Below are 19055 nucleotides of genomic sequence, written 5' to 3'. Positions count from 1 at the left end.
GTACCGCTCCAAGAGCCATCGCCACCTGAAACCGTCCCACCGCGAAAGCCTGTACCGCTCCAAGAGCCATCGCCACCTGAAGCCGTCCCACCGCGAAAACCACCAGCATTCCAAGATCCCCCACCTGCGTGAAACCAGGCGGCCGCAGGAGATGCGGAAAGAAGAACGGTAGTAAGAAGACCTGTAAATCTAAGCGCGAGCGTTTTCATGATCGGAATCCTCCTAAAGTGTTTAACGGGTTGAAGGTTTGTTGCTTGTCGGGGGGGATGGAGAAGTCGTCGGTTCGGGTCGAGCGAAGGGTATTTGCCTTGCGCGACTCGTGTTTGAGAAGGTAAAGGTATCCGAGGCGATCGGGATATTCAGTTTCCAGTTATCAAAAGTGACTTGATGGCGAAGTCGAGCGGGATCGTCTCGGTAAACAGCGCGGATCATTCGGGGTAGTTTATCTTCTGCACCAATCCAGATCTGGGCAAATACTTTATCGGTAGCGATCGCAATCATATCCGTTGTCGTTCCACCAACTACACGGGATTGACCAATGTAGAAAGCCTGCTTCAGTCCATCAGCAATATCCTGATAGGGGTCAGCTACGATCGCATCGGTGAAGGGAAAGTAGATCGCAGCCAAGTCGTAGGCTGCCTTCAAAGCAGCATCGAGCGTAGGTGGAGCGTCGGCTACAGCGACGAGATTCTCGCTAGGTGTGTAGGCCATCATTGTCTTGCCGTCGTAATAGAATTCAGAAGCAGAACCGTCCCCTAGCACGATGACCCGAAGATTGTCTGGTCGCTGTAAGGTTACTTCAGAGAGAGTCGTATAGACAAGGGGAGGGCCAATTCGACTCGGACTCTCATAGGTGGTAACCGATGTAAAAGTCATCGTGCGGGCAACGGCTAAACGGCTACTCATCGCCTTTAAGAGAGCGATCGCCTTCGGTTCGAGCGCCAGATGGGATTCTTCGGTCGTGTCCCGTCTGTCAATAGGCGATGTCTGCTGAACGTTCTCGGCACGCGCCCCCAGAGAAATCAAGAGTCCACTCAAGGCGAGCGAGCAGAGCGGGAGCGTCCACATCCACATCAGAAGTCTCATCATATATACTCGCCTTTATTGGGGTGACATAGGTTGCTGCTGGGGTGGCATAGGTTGCTGCATACACTGTCTTAACTGCTGTTTTTGCTGAGGTGAAAGAATTTGATTGATTGCTTCAAGTTTTTGCATAGGGGTGAGATTTGTCTGTTTCTTCACACCCTCGATTGCTTCTAGCTGACCGACTTGAACGGTAAGTTGCTTAATACAATATTCTAGGTGTTCTTTGCGAACATTGCCTTGAGGCTGTTGAGGTTGTTGAGCCAATGCTTTTAGGGAAGCAGCCCCAAGCAAAAGTTGGGGCAATAATACTAATAAAGGGAAAGATTTTTTTAGGCTGTTCATTGCGAAATACTGTTCCTTACTAAGTTACTATTTTTAGTTTGGCGAAATAGCTTCATCTTACATAAAAATTTTGGTTATGTTTTCAATTTGTTAGTTTTTGACTTTAAAAAAAGGTTGTGATTCTTTCGTTTTGACTTCTTACCCCCCTGACGAAAAGAACTACCGTTTTTTGTTTAGATGATTAACAGATTTATTACATGACTAAAAATCTGAGTCTACTTGTTCGTTCATCATACATTTATATTTTTAAACAATATATATCTTAAAGGTTTATAGAAATATTTGTTGTATTTATGCAACAAATATTAATGATAATTGCTATTAAATATCAGAAGACGTTATGCTTTATACCATAGCTATTCTATAGTTAAATATTTCTTAATAAAAAGAGAAAAGATATAAAAAGTAGAGTCAACAGGGTTTTTAGTAATTTAATTTATGCTATTGTTAAGAACAATAAAGCATATTTATTACAAAAATTAATTATTAAGTAAAGCTTTATTAATTTAAAAAAACTCAACTAAGCTCAAAATCAAGTTAGTTAAGAAAAGCTAATAATAAAATATTAATTGTCTAAATCTATAGTAATCAATAAAGTGATAAAAAAATTGGGCGTGATTCAATAGTAGGTAACACTCTGCGAAGAATTTTTCTTCTCGATAGATCATTTATTCTCAACAGTTAGATTAAGTTAGAGAAAGAGAAAATAATGGGGTATTCCTTACAATCTTTCGTTATCTATGAAGAGGCCGCATGAATCAAGCCCCTTCCCTCACTGCCCGTCTAGAACCCCATCAGGGTCAGAAAATTGCCCTGAAAGATTAACCAGTGTATAAATTTTTAGCGACAGCCAACGACTGAAGCAGTGTAAGTCTTACCTAGTGCTTCTATCCCATCAACAAATAAATTGACTTGATAGGGCTCATCTTCAGGACGCGGTGTAGCTTCAAGTTTTAAGGGATTACCTGATTGGAATTGTACGCCCGTAGAATTGTAGAACTCACCCGTCGTTTGGTCACTGTATTTGAGATACATTCTGATCTCAAAAGGGCCTCCATCATCAGAGTTGATGGTGACAAGAAAGCGACGGAATTTGACATCTCCAGGAACTGCCCAATCGGTATTCCAGTTATTGCGAGTGACATCAACTCCCACTATTCCTAAAGGTCCAGCAGGAATAGTAGGTGGAGAAACTTTTTTAGTAATTGTGTTTTCCTGACTACCGACGACTGGGATAGGGATACAGGTTTCAGCTTGAACGGGTAAATTAAGACTCAGTATTGAGGCTAAGAGTCCAAAAATCATGACATGATAGAACATAAAAAATCTCCTAAAATAATGATTGGGAAAAGTTTCTGGTTAAACAGGAAAAATTCGCTGTTTCATTTTTGGGATTAGAGCTTCTATTTTTGGCAAAGATTTACATTTAAAAGCATAATTTACTCACCTTTTGCTCTTATAAACGGTTTTGCTGAGTTTGCGGACGGTTAAAGAAAAATTTGAGTAAATTTCCCTTGCCTAGATAGGTGTCGATTTCTGTAAAAATATTGTGAATGAGGAAAACGACAGCAATACAGAGAATCGTCGCCAGAAAAGGATAAAAGTGTTCACTGTGAATCAATGTTTCAATCGCACCAGGAAGTGATCTCGTTTTTAAGTAGCCATCAATTAGTTTCTCAATTAACCCGATGAGCAGTACGGCTAAGGTATAGACAAACGTCTTATACAAAACGCTGACATAACGTGCAGAGCCTCGAAATCGCTCCATCCAAGGCGACATTTCCATCAAAACGACTGCTTTAGCGGCTATTAATGAGCCAACAAAAGCTTTTGATAATACATAGCTACTAATTGAATATTCTTTTAAAAAGAGTTTCATCAAGAGGAGGATGTAACCAAACCCAATGAAAAAAAACAAGGCGAGAGAGCCAATTTTTTTAAGTTCACGTTTGAGGGCTTGCATAGTGTTAAATTCGCTCCGATTTATGACATGGGTGTTAGAACCAGAGGGGCAACCCCACAAGAGAGGTCGCCTAATCAGTCATTGAGATCCTCGATAGGATTTATTTGACCTGTTGTACTGCTGGGGGCTTCCAAGTGCCAGAACCAGGAGGAAGGATTGAGGGTGGCTTTTCGTTTGGCCAGTACATACGCATCGTCAGAATAAAGTCACCTTGGGGTGATGGCAACCAATTCGCCTCCTTGTCCTGACCTGGGGATTCGTTCTGAAAGTATAGCGTCAAGGAGCCATCGGGATTCAACTTCGGGTTGTCTCTCATGCTGACGGTGAATTTATTTAGCTTGTTTGGGTAAAACCACCAACCACCGTCATCAAAATACATAGTGATTGACCAGAAGCCCTGAACGGGAGGGGTTTGACCCTTTGGAAAAGTCATCGTGTACTGGTTGGCACCATTGAGTGTCTTGCCGTTACCATCCACCATCGCCGTAGGATAGACGGCATCTTCTGGAAGATTAGCAGGCCAGCCAACGGCAGCAATGAGCGCACGCCCCAGATAATTAGTTCCGTAGCTCCCGGCGGCGGCTGGAATAAGCCAACCGTTTTCGACCTTACCTCCCGTCTTTTGCAGGGCGATGATTTTCTCGAAGCTGGTTTTAGGAACGTTCTTGAGAGCCGTCTGAATAGCTGGGTCGAGTTTGGTGATGTCAAAGGATTTCCCTGGAACAAGACCGATCTTAGCCATTTTGGCTACGATGGGCGCGTCTTCTGGTGCTGGCGGTGCGGCACTGTCCATCAGTTTCGCCATCATGTTGAAGTAGGTGGAAATATCCATCGCATCAATCACGGCTTGTGGCTTGTCTGTCATGCTAAAGCCAGGATTTGGATCGACTTTTGGTGCTACGGGGGTATAGGGCTTACCATACGCACTCAAGGGAACAAGCTTGTACTGTGCTTGCAGCCCATTAACGATCTTGTAGTCTTGTTCTGTACCATCGGCGTAGGTGCGGCCGATGATGACAAGATAGCGTGTTGGTGATTTAATTTGCGTCATGCCTTTGGGTACTTCGCCTTTCCAGTTTGGCCCAGTGACTAGATAGGTGGCGGCCTTTTGTTCGGTAGTACGGCTGCCTGGCGATTCGATCACTGGCATCCATAGGCTATACATCGGGAAGAGGAAGTAGCGATCGCCCATGTCTGGATGGGAGAACACCATCGGCTCAGACCCCACGTCGAGCCAAGCTAAAGAATACAGTGTATCTGCATTAGGGGCCGACACACCGCGATAGTCGCCAGGTGGATATCGCTTAACGTTGATAAACTGACCCATCGGCGCACGCAGTCCCTCGACTTTAGGCACATTGGACATCTGTACGCGGGTAACTTCCGTCGTGATCAGTGAGTAGCCGTAAATATAGGCTTCTGTGGCTATTTGGACAGCTTCGGCTTCAGTCGGTGCCGCAGCCATCGAAGGAGCAGCATTAACCTTTTCTCCGATAGGCTGAAAAAATTGATTTCCCCACAGTCCAAAACTGATCCATAAAGTTGTCGTCAGTGTGGCTGTTAATAAAAAAGATAAAAAACGTTTTTGACTTAACATTGTTTGTTTCCAAAAATCAATTATTAATTGACGGTGTAACCTCGTGCCTGCATACAAGTCGTCCAAGCTCGATAATACAGTTGAACAGCCTGTTGTTCTTGAGTGGCTGCTTGGGCAGAGGCTTGCTGTGCTTGTTCTTCGGCTCGATGTCTGCGGAACAATCCTGCTAAGGCTCCTACTCCTGCTCCGATCGCTGCTCCTTCACCCGCATTACCGCCAATAGCACCCCCAACGGCACCTAGAGCCGCCCCTCCTGCTGCTCCTCGAATAGCTCCTCCTGGTTTAGGAAAAGATTGTGCAGATTGTGCTGCAAATTGTGCCGAAAAAGCTGCCGGATCGATTCCTGTTTGTTGTTTTGCCCACGTATAACAAGCGAAATGATCTTGCTGCTGCTCTTCCACGTTTTGTCCTCGACTTGGATAGGCAAAAGGTGGCGACGGTGCTTGAGCTAGGTTTAAATCTGCTTGAAAGAGGATAATTCCTAGAAAACTTAAACCAATTAATTTAGATACTTTCTTCATGAAATGCTATTTAATGAGTTTTAGTTTTAATGATTGAGATGGAATGAGACGGGAATAATCAAACCTTGTCAAAAAACCAAGAAAAATATCACAATAGCTCACAAATATTACTTTTGTTCAATGTTTTGAGCTTTAAAACTCTTTTAATTTATTTGTTTTGGGGTTATTCAACCCAGTAATTTTTAATCGAATTAATGGTCGATTTTTTTTGCTGAGATAGCCTTGATGATTTTTTTTAGTATGAGTTCTTAATTCTAGACCAAACCAACTCAAAATTTACTTTTCTATAAGTATACAGTACACGTCAAGCACTAAAAATAACATTAAGAAAATTTAAAATCATGATTATTTAGTAATATTAACCTGAGTTCGGGATAAGAAGACTAAGAAAAGGCGGGGGCTAGTAAGCTGAAAGATATTGCAATGATTCAGCACCCCCACCTATGTCTAGTAAAGACAGCATTATTCTGTCATGTAGATGATTGTCTTGGTGGGCGTTCCCTTGCGCCATGCAACGGCGCGGGGTCGCACCGCTTTTGTACGTTATTTGAACTTCAGTAGCACTCACAGATCATCTCTCAACCGAGAAGAAGCCGTAAACGAGCGAGAAGCTTAATTTTGAGCGAAATAATGACCATCCTCATCGCCTTCCATCAAAAACATTACCGTAGACATCTTGCGTAAAAGAGGAAAACATAACTAAAATCAGTTAATAATGCGATACAGACAAGCCTTAAAAATACCACCTTCCGACTTTAAAAGTGCCTATGGTATGAGTCGAGAGATGTTTCAAAAAATGAGCGAGGTGGTGCTAGAAGCTAAAGTAGGTAGGCGAGGCTGCCATTCTAAATTATCAATACCCGACCAAATTTTACTAACTCTACAATATTGCGGAGGTTAGTGGATGAATAATATCTGAAAACCCCTTTCTATGAAAGTCGAAAATATACAGTATATCTGCGCTCATTAGGTTATGAAATAAATCGAAAAAGAGTGATACGATTAATGAATAAATTAGGAGTACAGGCAATTTATCCCAAGAAGAAAACAGTGTCTAACCCTAATTAGCAAATCTATCTCTACTTATTAAGAGAGTTAACACTCGTGCCAGTCAATCAAGTGTGGTGTACTGATATTACCTATTTTCCAAGAGGCAAAGGACATTTTTATCTAGTAGCAATTATGGATTGGTTTAGCTGTAAAGTTTTATCGTGGCGGATTAGCAACACAATGGATGTTTATTTTTGTAAGTCAGCTTTGGAGGAAGCATTGTTAAATTATGGCAACCCAGAAATATTTAATAGTGTTCAAGAATGTCAATTTACCTCAAAAGAGTTTATTGAATGCTTGAAACAAGCTAGGGTCAAAATAAGTATGGATGGACGAGGACGTTGCCATAACAATATTTTTATTGAACGGTTATGACGTTCGCTTAAATATGAATTAATTTATCTAAATTCATTTAATAGTGGAAAACACTTGACTCAAGAGATCAAGAAATGGTTTAATTGTTACAATCAAAAAAGATTTCATCAAGCTTTAAATTATCAAACTCCCGATGAAGTTTATTGGCAAAGTTTGAAAACTACTTAGAAAGCTTGAGTTAGAGGCAGTAATCAAGTTAGAGCTTAACTACCCACTAAAATTGTCCAATCGATTGGGGCCACCTCATTATTCGGTAAAATTTTTGCTCTCCCTTGGATATGTTACTCAAGCTTTAGCAACGCAATTAAGGCAAGATTTCGGTTTAGGGTTTTTTGCCAAACCTCGACAGAATATTAAAAATTCATTAATGCGTCTTCACGATCAACTTTTAGCTTGTAAACGCAAGGGTTATTGAAACGATTATCGACCAACTTTGTGGTTTAATTACTTATTGCCATCAACCTAAGAAGCCTTCCCTTCAAATGGAGTGGGCTTTACCGACTTTTGTTTAACCCGAACTCAGGTTAATATTACTTAAACAAGATATTAATTAAAAATGTTTGTGTATAATTAAATACAGCAGCTTTTATGAAAATTTGTTGAATCTTACTATCCATAAAGATTGTGTCGATACTTTGTAAGGCCACTAAAGCCCACACAGCAAAAAATAGTTCTGTCTTTTTTACAAAAAGATTTCTTTGTATTTCCTGCCAAAAAAAGTTTTTTAATAAATTTTGTTACATTAAGCTTCTCATAATATTCTTGACGAACAAGTTTCGCTGTTGTTTTATTTAGTTGTGTCCATTCCCTTCGGGTAAGTTTTTCGGTGTCGGTTCATCAGGTAAAGAATTTTGGCTAATTTGAGCGCGTCCATTGCGAACCACCCGCAACATATCGTCTAATTGTTCTTCGAGATGAATTAAAACCGCGTCCGCATATTGATCCGCGTCATTTTGAATCGCATCACATTCGGCTAAAGCTTGTTGACGAATTTGGTCTAATTCTTGGGTCATCTGACGACGCATCTGTTCAACTTCAGAAAGAGTCTGCTGTTGATACGCTTCACATTCTTGTTGCACTTGTTGACGAAGTTGATTCGCTTGATATTCAGCCTGTTGAACGATTCCTGTCTGATCTAAAATTTGGTTAGCCTTTTGTTGAGCAGATTGTACCATTTGTTGAGCGTAGGCTTCTGCATCAGCAATAATTTCTTGTTCCTTTTCTAGAATAGATAAAGCGCGATTAATAGCGTCTGGCACATGATCGCTAATCATTTCTAGTTGATCTAAAACTTTTCCTTCATCAATGACTGTCCAGCGAGTCATCGGAATATGAAAGCTTTCATAGATAATCTCTTGGAGTCTCGCTAACTCCTGATAAACATCAGGCTCTATACCATGACTATAGCCTGAATGATTATGGTTAGTGGAATCTACTCCCTTGCGAGAAGATGAGTTTTTACGTGCCATAGGTAAAGTGTTATCTGAAGAAGCAAACAATCTCGTACATTAACTGTAATATAGGTGGAGGTCTTTGGCCACATTTTCGGGAACTAAATGAGCGACAGAACCACCAAAGCGAGCAATTTCTTTAACAACACTACTACTAAGAAAACTATATTCTTTGTTGGTTGCTAAAAAAACCGTTTCAATCCCACTCCAGAGGGTTTTATTAGTATGAGCCATTTGTAACTCTTTTTCAAAGTCAGATAAGACTCTTAAACCTCTGAGTAAAACATTGGCTTGTCGTAATTTAGCATATTCTACCGTCAGACCCACAAAACTATCAACCTCTACACTTGGTAGATGTTGAGTACAGCAGCGAATTTGTTCGATTCGTTTTTCTACGGGAAAAATGGCTTTTTTATCAGGGTTATAGAGAACTGCGACAACGACGTGTTCAAACATCTTGGCACCTCGTTCGATAACGTCTAGGTGTCCTAATGTGATTGGATCAAAACTACCAGGATAAATAGCAAGCACTTCAAAGATGGTGATATTCTAAAAAGATTACGAGAGTTATTATTCTGCTTGATGGAGTCACAAAGCAAGTAGTTACTCTTAAACTTCTGAGGAGACTAATATGATTGTACTAAAATTTTTGGTGATCGCTGCTGCATTGTTGGTTGTTGTTAAATTTATTGCGTCTATTTTTGGTAAAGGAAATATTCCAATTTTAAATCAGCTAGTTACAGTTATTTTAAGTTTATTCATTGCCTTTGAGTTATTCAAGTTAGGACAAGCGGTCATTGAAAAATTTAGCTGAATAATTTTTTTAGCCATTTAAGTTTTAAATAAGAATTTTTAATTTGAAGGCGTTCATCAAATAACTAAAGATCTCACACAATAAATAGCTCAGTTAACTAACACAATAGAGTAATCTAAGCTAGCCAAATAATGTCTTAGACGCGTTATAGAGGACTTGCTTACGACCTAAGACTTCTCAGGAGGAATCTAAACATAAGTAACTGTGTAAGCATCAAGCATAGAAACTAATAGATGAGCCAAATTTGGTGTTTCATCATGAACTTCCGATTCTTGTCTAACTTGAATTGTTATCTCTTTAACCTAGTATCGAATGCTAGTGTGACCGCCGATACTGTTAAAGTAGATGCTGAAATAAAGCTTTTGACTACAAGCTTAGAGCCGAGAATCGATTGAGCGAATATCTTAGTCGAAGAGGCGAACTAATAAAAGCAAAAATTATTATATATATTGATAAAATGGACTATAATTGCTTATATCTCTGTTTACAAGGCGAATGAAAGGCAAAAACGAAATTGATTTCGAGGTCAATCAAGAAATTTTTTATTGACTAACAAAAAAATCTTAAATCGATCATCTTTTTCAGAAATAACTTATTTTTAAGTGAGATTTTGACGCTCATGATTCACATTTTAACTGTTCATTGGAAAGATGATCGTTTTATAGATATTCAACTGAGATATTTTCAGAAAAATATTAATCAGCCTTATCAGATCTATACTTTTTTAAATTATTTACCTCAAGATCACTCAGAAAAATTTTTTTATGCCTCAAGTGAACCCATCAAGAGTCATGCTATTAAGCTAAATTTGTTAGCAGAAATGGCTATCTTTAATGCGGTTAGCCAAGACGATATTTTAATTTTTATTGATGGAGATGCTTTTCCCATCCAGCCAATTATGCCTTGGCTCTATGAAAAGTTTAAAAACTATCCTCTGATGGCGGTTAAAAGATTTGAAAATGATCAAGATAATCATCCACACCCTTTATTTTGTGCAACAACTGTTGGATTTTGGAAGGAAATTAAGGGGGACTGGAAAGCGGGTTATTACTGGCAAAATCCACGCGGTGATCTGATAACAGATGTTGGAGCTAATCTTCTTAAAAATCTAGAAGACAGGAAAATTAGTTGGTATCCTTTACTAAGAAGTAATAAAATTAACTATCATCCAGTTAATTTAGGAGTTTATGAGGATTTAATTTATCATCATGGTTCTGGTTTTCGTTCGTCGCTTACAAGAAAAGACTTAGTAGATATGAACATTTTTACTAGGATTTTAGACAAATTATTAATGATTATTCCTAGTAGAAAAGTTGAAAAAAAATTAGCTTCTTTGATCTCAACACGAATTAAGATAAAAAGAAATATCATCAACAAAAATGACCAGATCAGTCAAGAAATTTTTGATAAAATTAAGCAAAATCCTGAGTTTTATCGTGAATTTATTTAAAGATATTGCTCAGTATTTAGGATTACTGAATTAACTAAGAAATAAGCTATTACTATACAGATACTAATCATGTTTCCAATTCAGGCACTTTAGTCGTCAAGTCCTCCAAGACGCGTCTATATCCTTGTTTGATTAAGGTCTAATAAAGAAGATTATTTCGGTAAATTAATTTGTTGGTTCACCTGAGCAATTTTATTAGAAAAATATTCTTCTTTATAACTAATTGCCCTAGCTAGTTCTAACCCCTTTTGAAACGAATCTAAAGCTAAAGGTAGATTTTTTTGAATAAGATAAATTTCCCCCATTTGGTCATAAGTTCCCATTAAACCGTAATAATCATAACCTCTTTGTTGAACTTTAATTAATTCTTGATAAATTTGTAGTGCTAAATCGTATTGCTGACTATTTTCATACAATTTAGCCAGTTTATTTAATGCTTCTCCTGCTGTCCCAAATTGTAAGAGTGACCAAGCCAATGAATAAGCTTCTTGATAACTTTGACTGGCTCTTTCAGGTTGTTTTAAGGCTTCATAATCTTCACCAATTGATATTTTTAAATTAGGTAATTCTTGTACTCTTTGATTTTTTAAATAATTTTCCACTAATTCTTCTTTATATTTCAATGAATTCCCTGGCTGTAGCATTTCTCGATAGATTTCCGCTAATTTTTGCAGATAAACTCCTTCTTTTAAAGAATCCGATCGCGCTTGCACAATATCTAATAATTCTTCATAAACTGGTGCTGCATTGGGATAGTCAAAACGCGATAGATGTAATTCACCGATTTTATTTAATAATTCTTCTACTACAACTTGATCACCACTTTGACGTGCATTAGCTAACATTTTTTGATAAATGTCTAGAGAATCATCTAGACTGTGTAATTCTTGATACGCTTGAGCATAAATCGGTAGAGTTTCGGGGGTTAATTGTCCTTTGGTTTCTGTATCTAGTTGCAGTGTATTAATTCGTTCGGTAAAGCTACGAACATCATCGGTTCGATCCTTATTCCAAGCAATAGCACCCACTCTTCCTAATGCGGGTATTTCTTCGTTTGGGCCGAGATATCTTCTTAATGCTAATTCTTTGTACCAAATATTAAACGCTTCGGGTTCATTTCCTGCATTTAATTGTGCTTGTGCTTCAACATTCATCTGATCTAATGACTCTCTTAAAATACGACGTTCTAAGGGAGATAAAGGACGATTAATTTTAGGTAAGATGGGATGAGTAACAGGTTGCTCAATGGGTGAGGGTTGATTTTGCGCTGAAGCTTGATAGATGGTTCCTTCAATGAGCAGTGTGGTTAATGCTAAGATAAAAAAACTTTTCATAGAAATTAATGATAATTCCAAATTCTAATCACTTGTCCTTTGATTTCTTTTCCCCACCAAGGAGTATTGTTACTCCGAGATTTAATATGATTGAGATCAACTGTCCAAAGTTTCTCAGGGTCAAATAAAATAACTTCCGCACTTTGTTGGGGTTGGATGGGTGTGGGTTGTTTTCCGAGACACCGAAGCGGGTTGATACTAAGTGCTTGAATCAGTTCTAATGCTGTCCATTGTCCAGTTTTGACAAATTTTTCCCACAGTATTGCTAATGCTAATTCTAATCCGATCGCACCAGGGGGAGCTTCTGCAAAAGCAACGGTTTTTTCTTCATAGGTATATGGACTATGATCGATGGCAATTGCGTCAATAATTCCAGATTTTACACCTTCTACTAATGCTATGCGATCGCTTTCATTTCCAAGAGGAGGATCTAAGTGTAAATTGGGGTCATAGGTTTTGATATCCTCCGTATTAAACACTAAGTGCATCCACGAGGTACTCGCAGTCACGGGTAAACCTTTTTCTTTTGCTTCTCCAATAAGTTCAACTCCGCGACGTGTCGAAACCCGCATCAGATGGACAGGTGTTTTTATTGAAGCGATCATTTCTAGGATAGCAGCGATCGCAGTGGTTTCCGAAAGATCTGGATTACCGGGTAAACCATATAAAATAGACTCAGTTCCTTCTCTGATGACTCCATTTCCTTTCAGAAGAGTATTCAGTGGATATAAAGCAACAGGAAGATCATCATGTTGGAGATATTCTAATAGTCTTCTGAGTAACACAAGATTCTCGACAGGTTTTCCATCGGTAAATCCAACAATATCAGCGTTTGCTAAATCATCTAATTCTGTCATCTGTTCCCCTTTTCCTCCAAGGGTAAGATTTCCCCAGAAAGAAAGACGAGAAGAAGAACTATGAGTTATTGCTTGACTTTTTTGATAGAGAGATTGAACGACTTCTGGAGTGTCGAGAGAAGGAAGAGTGTTTGGGAGGATAGAAACACGGGTAAACCCTCCTGCGGTTGCTGAGTCAATCAGTGTTTTTAGGGTTTCTCGTTCTTCGTGTCCTGGTTCACCACTTCTACTATATAAGTCTACTAAACCAGGTGCGAGGATTAATCCTTGTGCTTCGATAATTTCGGTGTCTGGAGAGGGTAAGAGTGAGGTGGAAATTGCGGAAATTTGACCTTCACTAATCAGTATATCGGCAATGTGATCCTCTCTGGTTAGGGGATTTAAGACTCTAACTTGTCTTAGTAATATAGGAGACGCGGTAAGCAAATGTAGTCAATGAGTATTGAACAGTCCATCAGATCATAGCAAGAGATGGAGCTTTCGCGGTATTGATTTTGTAAAGCGCAAATTCCGTAAAATTGATATGGTACAACTGCTGAGTAATCAAGTAATGTAGAAAATGAATTACGATCGCTTAATTTATGGATATCGATTGTTTAAAATTCCTACTGAGACTGTATGAATCGAATCATCATCGCGTTTATCTGGTAAAATGGCAGAATTTTACGGGAAAAAATCAGATTTGTGAACAATTGGGAGAACGAGGATTAATTGATTTTACGCGAGAGATTGCTACAGTTAAGATTACTCCAGCAGGAAAAGGGTTACTGGAGTTAAATACTGTAAATTTATTGATTTCTGATATAGAGTATAAAGTTTTAAAAAAAATTGCCAATTTTTCCGAGATTACACCGAGTAAGCTTTTGGGTAAGTCTTTAAAAGCAGGAGACTGTCAATTTATAATTAATAGTTTTTGTGAAAAGGGTTTAATTTCGACAACGACTAAAAAGAAAAGAAATCATTGCGAAGTGTGGTTAACTCAAAAAGGTTTAGAGTGTATTCAGCAAGTCAATGATTATTTTTTAACTTGGGAAAATATTTTTACTAAGGTTCCCGAACAATCGAAAGAAAAACCCACTGATGCAGCTATTCTACAAATGATTATTCAACTAGATCAAGAATTAGAAACGAATAATTATTTACCGATTTTTCATCTCAGGAAAGCGTTACAACCTCCTTTATCACGTGAAGAATTAGATCAAGCCCTGTATCGTTTACAAAGGGAAGATAAAATTGAGTTTAGTACCCTAGCAGAAGTCAAAGCATATAGTATAGATGAAATTGAGACAGGTATTCCTCAACCTGTTGGTGGGCCACTATTTTTTATTATTGTTAACTAAGGTGTTGATATGGTAACTATTGATTCTTTAATCTGTCAATCGATTAATCCTTTTGATGAAAATTTAAAAGCGGGAAATTTTTGGCTTGAACAACAAGACACCAGACAAACTGTTGAGTCTATTCATTTAGAGGAGATGAAAAAGATTGAATCTTCTTTAGATTTAGTTTCTTCCGAGCATTCTAGTCGGACTTTGTTGCTTTTAGGTGACTCAGGATCAGGAAAAAGTTATTTATTAGGAAGACTCAAAAGACAATTAAATAATAAAGCTTTTTTTATTTATATTGATCCTTGGGTAGATAGTCGATTTCTTTGGCGACATATCCTCAGAAAAACCATTAGTAGTCTTTTATATAAGCCTGAAAATCAAAGTTATTCTCAGTTAGTCTTATGGCTAAAAAATTTACCGATTATTCAAAATAGTAAATTTCAAAAAATTTTTAATAATGAGGAAAGAAAAAGATTTATAGTGCAATTAAAAAACTCTTATTCTGACGGAATCAATAATGCTAGAGAGTTTTTTGGTATTTTGTATGATTTGCTGAATCCTAGCTTATCAGATCTCGCTAGTGATTGGCTCAAAGGAGATCATCTATCAGAAGAAGACTTAAAAGATTTAAGAGTGAGTTCATCGATTAATAATGAAGACTACGCAAGAGGAATTTTAGAAAATTTAGGAAGAATTTCTGTCGGTTCTTTACCCTTTATTCTTTGTTTTGATCAATTAGATAATCTTCCAGTGTCTTCCTCTGGTTTTATTGACTTACAATCTCTTTTTAATGTCAATTCTAATATTCATACACAAATAATCAAGAATTTTTTGATGATTATTTCAATGCCGACCAGCACTTGGAAAGATAATGAAAAAAGAATACAACCTGCTGATTTAGCAGAAGGAAGGTTACATCAAAAGATTATTCTCAAAACAATTGACAAAAAACAAATAGAAGCAATTTGGTCTTTGAAATTATCTAGGCTTCACTCACCAGTTAATCCTAAATCTAATTCTTCAATTTATCCTTTAAACCAACAGCAAATAGATCTTAATTTTCCAAGTGGAAAAACTTTACCAAGAAATGCTTTAGTAGTTGGTCGAAAGTTATATCAAACTTATAAAGATGGTTTATTGTTAAATCATCTAGAAAATTCAGCGAGCAGACAAACACCACAAAACGATCTATTGTCTCTTTTTAAATTATCTTGGTCTGAAGAATTTCAAATATCTAAAAACAAAATTATAAAAGTAAATCAACTTACAGCTTTAGAATTAATGAAAATGTTAGATGAAGTTTTACAATTTTTAAAATATACAAAAAGAGCATTAAAGTTTTCACCCAATAATGTCAATAGTAGTTATTTAAGTTTTTTAAATGCTTCAGAAAAAATTTGTCTAATTTGGACAGAAGATCAGAATATGAACTATTTTTGTAATGTTATGAAGTTCTGTAATAAGGAAATTGAAGCAAAAACTTATCGCCACTTATATTTATTACGAAACTCGACATTAGGAAATCCAGCTAATAAAGGTTATCAAATTTATCGAAGTATTTTTAAGCCTCCCCATCGTGAGGGGCTGTCTCCTGAATCGAATTCAGGAGCTTGTATACCCCGTCATATACAACCAACACTCACTTCAATTCATTATCTTGTTACTTATCATCAATTAATGATGAATGCCAAATCAAAAGAATTAGTAATTGGCGGTAAAATTATCGATTTACCAACCTTAGAAAATTTAATTCGTCAATCTCGTATTTTTGAAAATTGCCAGCTTTTATTAGATTTGAGATTAATTCAAAAAACGGTAGAAGTGAATTCAGCCAAAAAACAAAGTCATCAGGAAGAAAATGATCAAATAAAAGATTATTTATTAAAAATTATTCAAACTCAAAACTTTATTAGCCTGCCTGCTTTAATTGAAAAAGCTTTAGAGCATTTTTCTAATAACTATTTACTCAACTTTGATCAAGTACATCAATTAACCCAAGAAATTTGTAATCAAAACTTAGCTATCATAACTCACTCTGATGAACCGATAGAAAAACAGTTAATTTGTTTAAACCCCACTACCAAAATTTAACATGATGACTTTTAGTGTTACACAAGTTAGAGTCGCTTTTGAATGTCCACGATTATTTTATGTAAACTATCATTTTCGAGGACAAACTTTATTTGTACCTACTGATTATAGTAAGGGACTTGGCACTTTATTTTATCAATTAGCAGAAAAATTAATCTATACAGCAAAACATAATTCTCAGTTTACTAAGCTTTTTTTACCTGAATCTGAGCAATTAGATGTAGAAGAAATCACCTTACGAATTCAGCAGCTATTTTATAAACTTGTTTTTTTTCCCATAATTAAAAAAGATATTCAACAAAATAACTCAAAATTAATACATATATATTATCAAGTTTGGCAAGGTATTATTCAACTGATTGGTCATTGGGTCACGCTATTAATTAAAAATCGCTCTTTTTGTCAACCTGATGTTTTACTGAAAAAAACCTTTACTGCTGAAGAAATTCGTCTAGAACATATTTTTACTCTACCTAATGAAAATCAAATTAAACTAATTGGGAGACTAGATAGTTTAATCTATGACTTTCAAAAGCGTCGTTATTGTGTTGTTGAATATAAAACCTACCAACCGAGTGATTTAGCCGCACAATTAGCTCAAGTTGCACTTTATAGCTATATGCTTAAAAAAACTAAAAGTATTGCTACTCCAGTTAATTCCTCAGTACAGCAAGTCTTACCTACTTTTCAAGAGTATTATTACGCTTGGGAAGACTTAGAAAATACGGTTTATCAACTGATTCCTCATAAACTTCAACAGATGCAAAATTGGATAAAATGGCAACAAAATACACTAAATCCACCACCAACAGCAATCAAATCTCATCTATGCGAAATCTGTCCACAACAAGCAACCTGTCAACAATTTTTTATAGAACAGTTGTAAAATAAAAAGTTTTAATAGCTTTAAATTAATTTAAGGATAAGAACCTTAATTTCCTAAAATTTGATGCTCAAGAATACGGCTAGATGTATTAAACTGATGACGGCTGAAGCTCTTTTTTCTAACTATAGATAAATCTGGTTCTATATTTGACAGCAGTTGAGGAATGTGATCTCGTAAAGGTTCTAATTGCTCGGCAAGTTCATCGGGTATTTGTATCGTTAATTCTGCCATAGTTGCCGTTTTACCTTTTTCAATCGATTCTATCATCGCCAGAATGTATTAAACTTCTACTGTAAATCTCGTAGTCACTTGACAAGTCATACTCGTTATGACTACACTATAAATAACAAACACGGAATGAGTACGACTTATTAAAAGAGGAGTTAAGCCAATGCTACCGAACAATGAAGGACAAAAAGTACCTAGCGTTACCTTTCCTATCCGCAAGGACAATGAATGGATTAAAATAACCAGTGATGAACTATTTTCGGGTAAAACCGTTATCGTCTTTGCGCTACCTGGTGCATTCACCCCAACTTGTTCAACAACTCATTTACCAGGGTATAACGAACTCGCTCCCGTATTTAAAGAAAACGGTGTAGATGAAATCGTTTGTATTTCAGTCAATGATACCTTTGTCATGAATGAATGGGCAAAAGATCAAGAATGTGATAACGTGACCCTAATTCCCGATGGTAATGGTGAATTTTCTGAAGGCATGGGGATGCTAGTCGATAAAGCTGATTTAGGGTTTGGTAAACGGTCTTGGCGTTACTCGATGCTAGTAAAAGACGGGGTGGTTCAAAAAATGTTCATCGAACCCGAAGAACCAGGAGATCCCTTTAAAGTCTCCGATGCTGAAACCATGCTAAAGTACATTAATGCTGAGGCGAAAGCACGTCCTTTAGTTTCCATGTTTTCTAAAGTTGGATGTCCTTACTGTACTCGTGCCAAGAAAATGTTAACTGAAAAAGGTCTAAAATATGAAGAGATTCTTTTAGGTCAAGATGCCTCAACCGTATCGTTACGTGCTGTCAGTGGCAGAACCACCACACCTCAAGTATTTATAGATGGTAAGCATATTGGGGGTTCCGAGGAATTAGAAGCTTATCTTAATACCTAAAGCTTATCCTAATCATTCTTAAGGGGCTTGGTTAATCAGAGACTCTAAGCATTATGGTATCGTTTGTCATCATTTTAAGGACATGGCTTTTTAGTCCTACAAAATTTAGTGTTTATTAACTTGAGAATTTGTTAAACCTTAATTAGACACAGGAGTAACATATATGACTACTACACTGAAAGCCAAAGCTAAATCATCTGTGAAATTTCGCAAAACACGCCTTGATTTGAGCGAAGATATCCGTAAATCAGTTGTTGATATTCTCTCTCAAACCTTAGCAGCTACTTTAGACCTCAAAACTCAAGCAAAACAAGCACACTGGAACGTTAAAGGTATTCACTTCTTTCAGTTGCATGAACTCTTTGACCTACTTGCGACCGAATTAGAAGGACATATCGACCTAGTAGCAGAACGTATTACCTCACTCGGTGGAACTGCCTTAGGAACGGCCCGTGTTGCTGCTGAAAAGTCTATTTTACCTGAATATCCATTAGATGCAGTTGATGGAATCGAACATCTAACCGCCCTCACGGAACGCTATGCGATGTATGCAGCCCATCTTCGTGAAGCGATCAATAGTACCGATGAATTAGGTGATGCAGATACGGCGGATCTTTATACCGAGATTTCCCGTAATATCGATATGCGTTTATGGTTCCTTGAAGCGCATCTGACCAAAAAAGAAGATTTTGCAGGATAGAACTGTAATTTCTGCTTAAGAAAAAAAGAAAATTTAGAGACTTTACCCCTACAAAGATCAATTTTTCGTTTAATCTGTAGGGGTTTG

Annotated in this window: 23 protein-coding genes and 2 pseudogenes; 13 read left to right on the top strand and 12 right to left on the bottom strand. The window is 37.3% G+C overall.

Annotation, left to right across the window (positions count from 1 at the left end; genetic code table 11):
* From CFPU101_RS05850 to CFPU101_RS05820, 7 genes and pseudogenes are all read right to left on the bottom strand, one after another.
* Positions 1-209: pseudogene (locus CFPU101_RS05850) on the bottom strand (RNA-binding protein); the annotation flags it as partial.
* A gap of 22 nt (positions 210-231) precedes the next feature.
* Complete coding sequence (locus CFPU101_RS05845; RefSeq protein WP_242577788.1) at positions 232-1038, bottom strand: DUF2092 domain-containing protein; 807 nt, start codon at positions 1036-1038, stop codon at positions 232-234.
* A gap of 63 nt (positions 1039-1101) precedes the next feature.
* Entirely contained in the window at positions 1102-1428 is a 327-nt protein-coding gene (locus tag CFPU101_RS05840; protein ID WP_206814384.1) for a hypothetical protein, read from the bottom strand.
* 840 nt (positions 1429-2268) lie between these two features.
* On the bottom strand, positions 2269-2748 hold the full coding sequence (locus tag CFPU101_RS05835; protein ID WP_206814383.1) for a hypothetical protein: 480 nt from the start codon (positions 2746-2748) through the stop codon (positions 2269-2271).
* Positions 2749-2884: 136 nt separating this feature from the next.
* Positions 2885-3391 (bottom strand): hypothetical protein, encoded by a 507-nt coding sequence (locus tag CFPU101_RS05830; protein WP_206814382.1) that lies wholly within the window; start codon positions 3389-3391, stop codon positions 2885-2887.
* Positions 3392-3491: 100 nt separating this feature from the next.
* A complete protein-coding gene (locus CFPU101_RS05825; protein WP_206814381.1) occupies positions 3492-4988 on the bottom strand; it encodes a DUF1254 domain-containing protein in 1497 nt (498 codons plus the stop codon).
* 23 nt (positions 4989-5011) lie between these two features.
* Complete coding sequence (locus CFPU101_RS05820) at positions 5012-5509, bottom strand: glycine zipper family protein (RefSeq protein WP_206814380.1); 498 nt, start codon at positions 5507-5509, stop codon at positions 5012-5014.
* 478 nt (positions 5510-5987) lie between these two features.
* Here CFPU101_RS05820 and CFPU101_RS05815 point away from each other — a divergent pair, with 478 nt between their 5' ends.
* The 6 genes and pseudogenes from CFPU101_RS05815 (at position 5988) to CFPU101_RS05790 (ending at position 7349) form a co-directional block, all read left to right on the top strand.
* Complete coding sequence (locus CFPU101_RS05815; protein WP_206814379.1) at positions 5988-6125, top strand: hypothetical protein; 138 nt, start codon at positions 5988-5990, stop codon at positions 6123-6125.
* A gap of 99 nt (positions 6126-6224) precedes the next feature.
* Positions 6225-6410, top strand: a complete 186-nt coding sequence (locus tag CFPU101_RS05810) for a hypothetical protein (protein WP_206814378.1) — start codon at positions 6225-6227, stop codon at positions 6408-6410.
* 14 nt (positions 6411-6424) lie between these two features.
* Entirely contained in the window at positions 6425-6577 is a 153-nt protein-coding gene (locus tag CFPU101_RS26235) for an IS3 family transposase (RefSeq protein WP_206814400.1), read from the top strand.
* 36 nt (positions 6578-6613) lie between these two features.
* On the top strand, positions 6614-6934 hold the full coding sequence (locus CFPU101_RS05800; RefSeq protein WP_206814377.1) for a DDE-type integrase/transposase/recombinase: 321 nt from the start codon (positions 6614-6616) through the stop codon (positions 6932-6934).
* 15 nt (positions 6935-6949) lie between these two features.
* Positions 6950-7102: pseudogene (locus tag CFPU101_RS26230) on the top strand (integrase core domain-containing protein); the annotation flags it as partial.
* Between the two features lie 52 nt (positions 7103-7154).
* Positions 7155-7349 (top strand): hypothetical protein, encoded by a 195-nt coding sequence (locus CFPU101_RS05790; RefSeq protein WP_206814376.1) that lies wholly within the window; start codon positions 7155-7157, stop codon positions 7347-7349.
* 376 nt (positions 7350-7725) lie between these two features.
* On the opposite strand, the gene CFPU101_RS05785 is transcribed toward CFPU101_RS05790, so the two are convergent.
* Both CFPU101_RS05785 and coaD read right to left on the bottom strand, forming a co-directional pair.
* The gene (locus tag CFPU101_RS05785; protein ID WP_206814375.1) at positions 7726-8403 is read right to left on the bottom strand and encodes a transposase; all 678 of its coding nucleotides are present in this window, start codon (positions 8401-8403) and stop codon (positions 7726-7728) included.
* Between the two features lie 39 nt (positions 8404-8442).
* A complete protein-coding gene (coaD, locus tag CFPU101_RS05780; RefSeq protein WP_206814374.1) occupies positions 8443-8916 on the bottom strand; it encodes a pantetheine-phosphate adenylyltransferase in 474 nt (157 codons plus the stop codon).
* 100 nt (positions 8917-9016) lie between these two features.
* Here coaD and CFPU101_RS05775 point away from each other — a divergent pair, with 100 nt between their 5' ends.
* On the top strand, positions 9017-9199 hold the full coding sequence (locus CFPU101_RS05775) for a hypothetical protein (protein ID WP_206814373.1): 183 nt from the start codon (positions 9017-9019) through the stop codon (positions 9197-9199).
* Between the two features lie 820 nt (positions 9200-10019).
* Positions 10020-10649, top strand: coding sequence for a hypothetical protein (locus CFPU101_RS05770; protein WP_206814372.1), 630 nt, complete (start codon positions 10020-10022; stop codon positions 10647-10649).
* A gap of 152 nt (positions 10650-10801) precedes the next feature.
* Here CFPU101_RS05770 and CFPU101_RS05765 read toward each other — a convergent pair whose 3' ends face one another.
* Both CFPU101_RS05765 and CFPU101_RS05760 read right to left on the bottom strand, forming a co-directional pair.
* Positions 10802-11983, bottom strand: coding sequence for a lipopolysaccharide assembly protein LapB (locus CFPU101_RS05765; RefSeq protein WP_206814371.1), 1182 nt, complete (start codon positions 11981-11983; stop codon positions 10802-10804).
* A 5-nt stretch (positions 11984-11988) separates the two neighbouring features.
* Complete coding sequence (locus CFPU101_RS05760; RefSeq protein ID WP_206814370.1) at positions 11989-13266, bottom strand: dihydroorotase; 1278 nt, start codon at positions 13264-13266, stop codon at positions 11989-11991.
* A 155-nt stretch (positions 13267-13421) separates the two neighbouring features.
* On the opposite strand from CFPU101_RS05760, the gene CFPU101_RS05755 reads away from it, so the two are divergent.
* The 3 genes from CFPU101_RS05755 to CFPU101_RS05745 are packed head-to-tail and all read left to right on the top strand — an operon-like array spanning position 13422 to position 17145.
* Positions 13422-14180, top strand: a complete 759-nt coding sequence (locus CFPU101_RS05755; protein ID WP_206814369.1) for a hypothetical protein — start codon at positions 13422-13424, stop codon at positions 14178-14180.
* Positions 14181-14189: 9 nt separating this feature from the next.
* Complete coding sequence (locus CFPU101_RS05750) at positions 14190-16259, top strand: ATP-binding protein (protein ID WP_206814368.1); 2070 nt, start codon at positions 14190-14192, stop codon at positions 16257-16259.
* A 1-nt stretch (position 16260) separates the two neighbouring features.
* The gene (locus tag CFPU101_RS05745; RefSeq protein WP_206814367.1) at positions 16261-17145 is read left to right on the top strand and encodes a PD-(D/E)XK nuclease family protein; all 885 of its coding nucleotides are present in this window, start codon (positions 16261-16263) and stop codon (positions 17143-17145) included.
* Between the two features lie 45 nt (positions 17146-17190).
* Here CFPU101_RS05745 and CFPU101_RS05740 read toward each other — a convergent pair whose 3' ends face one another.
* Positions 17191-17412, bottom strand: a complete 222-nt coding sequence (locus CFPU101_RS05740) for a hypothetical protein (RefSeq protein WP_206814366.1) — start codon at positions 17410-17412, stop codon at positions 17191-17193.
* Between the two features lie 124 nt (positions 17413-17536).
* Here CFPU101_RS05740 and CFPU101_RS05735 point away from each other — a divergent pair, with 124 nt between their 5' ends.
* Positions 17537-18268 (top strand): glutathione peroxidase, encoded by a 732-nt coding sequence (locus CFPU101_RS05735; protein ID WP_206814365.1) that lies wholly within the window; start codon positions 17537-17539, stop codon positions 18266-18268.
* 163 nt (positions 18269-18431) lie between these two features.
* Positions 18432-18968 carry a DNA starvation/stationary phase protection protein Dps gene (gene dps / locus CFPU101_RS05730; protein ID WP_206814364.1) on the top strand — a complete coding sequence of 179 codons (537 nt, stop codon included), beginning with the start codon at positions 18432-18434 and terminating at the stop codon, positions 18966-18968.
* The last annotated feature ends 87 nt before the right edge of the window (positions 18969-19055 follow it).

Origin of the sequence: Chroococcus sp. FPU101, from assembly GCF_017312365.1 — a bacterium.
Classification (GTDB): Bacteria; Cyanobacteriota; Cyanobacteriia; order Cyanobacteriales; family Microcystaceae; genus Chroococcus.
The sequence above is the reverse complement of the archived record's forward strand: the minus strand, read 5'-3'. Positions and strand labels throughout refer to the sequence as shown.

Excerpts from the sequence above, each read along its gene's own strand:
- dps (WP_206814364.1), top strand. The coding sequence starts at position 18,432 with ATGACTACTACACTGAAAGCCAAAGCTAAATCATCTGTGAAATTTCGC.
- CFPU101_RS05745 (WP_206814367.1), top strand. The coding sequence starts at position 16,261 with ATGATGACTTTTAGTGTTACACAAGTTAGAGTCGCTTTTGAATGTCCA.
- CFPU101_RS05750 (WP_206814368.1), top strand. The coding sequence starts at position 14,190 with ATGGTAACTATTGATTCTTTAATCTGTCAATCGATTAATCCTTTTGAT.
- CFPU101_RS05820 (WP_206814380.1), bottom strand. The coding sequence starts at position 5,509 with ATGAAGAAAGTATCTAAATTAATTGGTTTAAGTTTTCTAGGAATTATC.
- CFPU101_RS05810 (WP_206814378.1), top strand. The coding sequence starts at position 6,225 with ATGCGATACAGACAAGCCTTAAAAATACCACCTTCCGACTTTAAAAGT.
- CFPU101_RS05770 (WP_206814372.1), top strand. The coding sequence starts at position 10,020 with ATGGCTATCTTTAATGCGGTTAGCCAAGACGATATTTTAATTTTTATT.
- CFPU101_RS05735 (WP_206814365.1), top strand. The coding sequence starts at position 17,537 with ATGCTACCGAACAATGAAGGACAAAAAGTACCTAGCGTTACCTTTCCT.
- CFPU101_RS05815 (WP_206814379.1), top strand. The coding sequence starts at position 5,988 with ATGATTGTCTTGGTGGGCGTTCCCTTGCGCCATGCAACGGCGCGGGGT.
- CFPU101_RS05830 (WP_206814382.1), bottom strand. The coding sequence starts at position 3,391 with ATGCAAGCCCTCAAACGTGAACTTAAAAAAATTGGCTCTCTCGCCTTG.
- CFPU101_RS05840 (WP_206814384.1), bottom strand. The coding sequence starts at position 1,428 with ATGAACAGCCTAAAAAAATCTTTCCCTTTATTAGTATTATTGCCCCAA.
- CFPU101_RS05740 (WP_206814366.1), bottom strand. The coding sequence starts at position 17,412 with ATGATAGAATCGATTGAAAAAGGTAAAACGGCAACTATGGCAGAATTA.
- CFPU101_RS05775 (WP_206814373.1), top strand. The coding sequence starts at position 9,017 with ATGATTGTACTAAAATTTTTGGTGATCGCTGCTGCATTGTTGGTTGTT.
- CFPU101_RS05825 (WP_206814381.1), bottom strand. The coding sequence starts at position 4,988 with ATGTTAAGTCAAAAACGTTTTTTATCTTTTTTATTAACAGCCACACTG.
- CFPU101_RS05765 (WP_206814371.1), bottom strand. The coding sequence starts at position 11,983 with ATGAAAAGTTTTTTTATCTTAGCATTAACCACACTGCTCATTGAAGGA.
- CFPU101_RS05755 (WP_206814369.1), top strand. The coding sequence starts at position 13,422 with ATGGATATCGATTGTTTAAAATTCCTACTGAGACTGTATGAATCGAAT.
- CFPU101_RS05835 (WP_206814383.1), bottom strand. The coding sequence starts at position 2,748 with ATGTTCTATCATGTCATGATTTTTGGACTCTTAGCCTCAATACTGAGT.
- CFPU101_RS05785 (WP_206814375.1), bottom strand. The coding sequence starts at position 8,403 with ATGGCACGTAAAAACTCATCTTCTCGCAAGGGAGTAGATTCCACTAAC.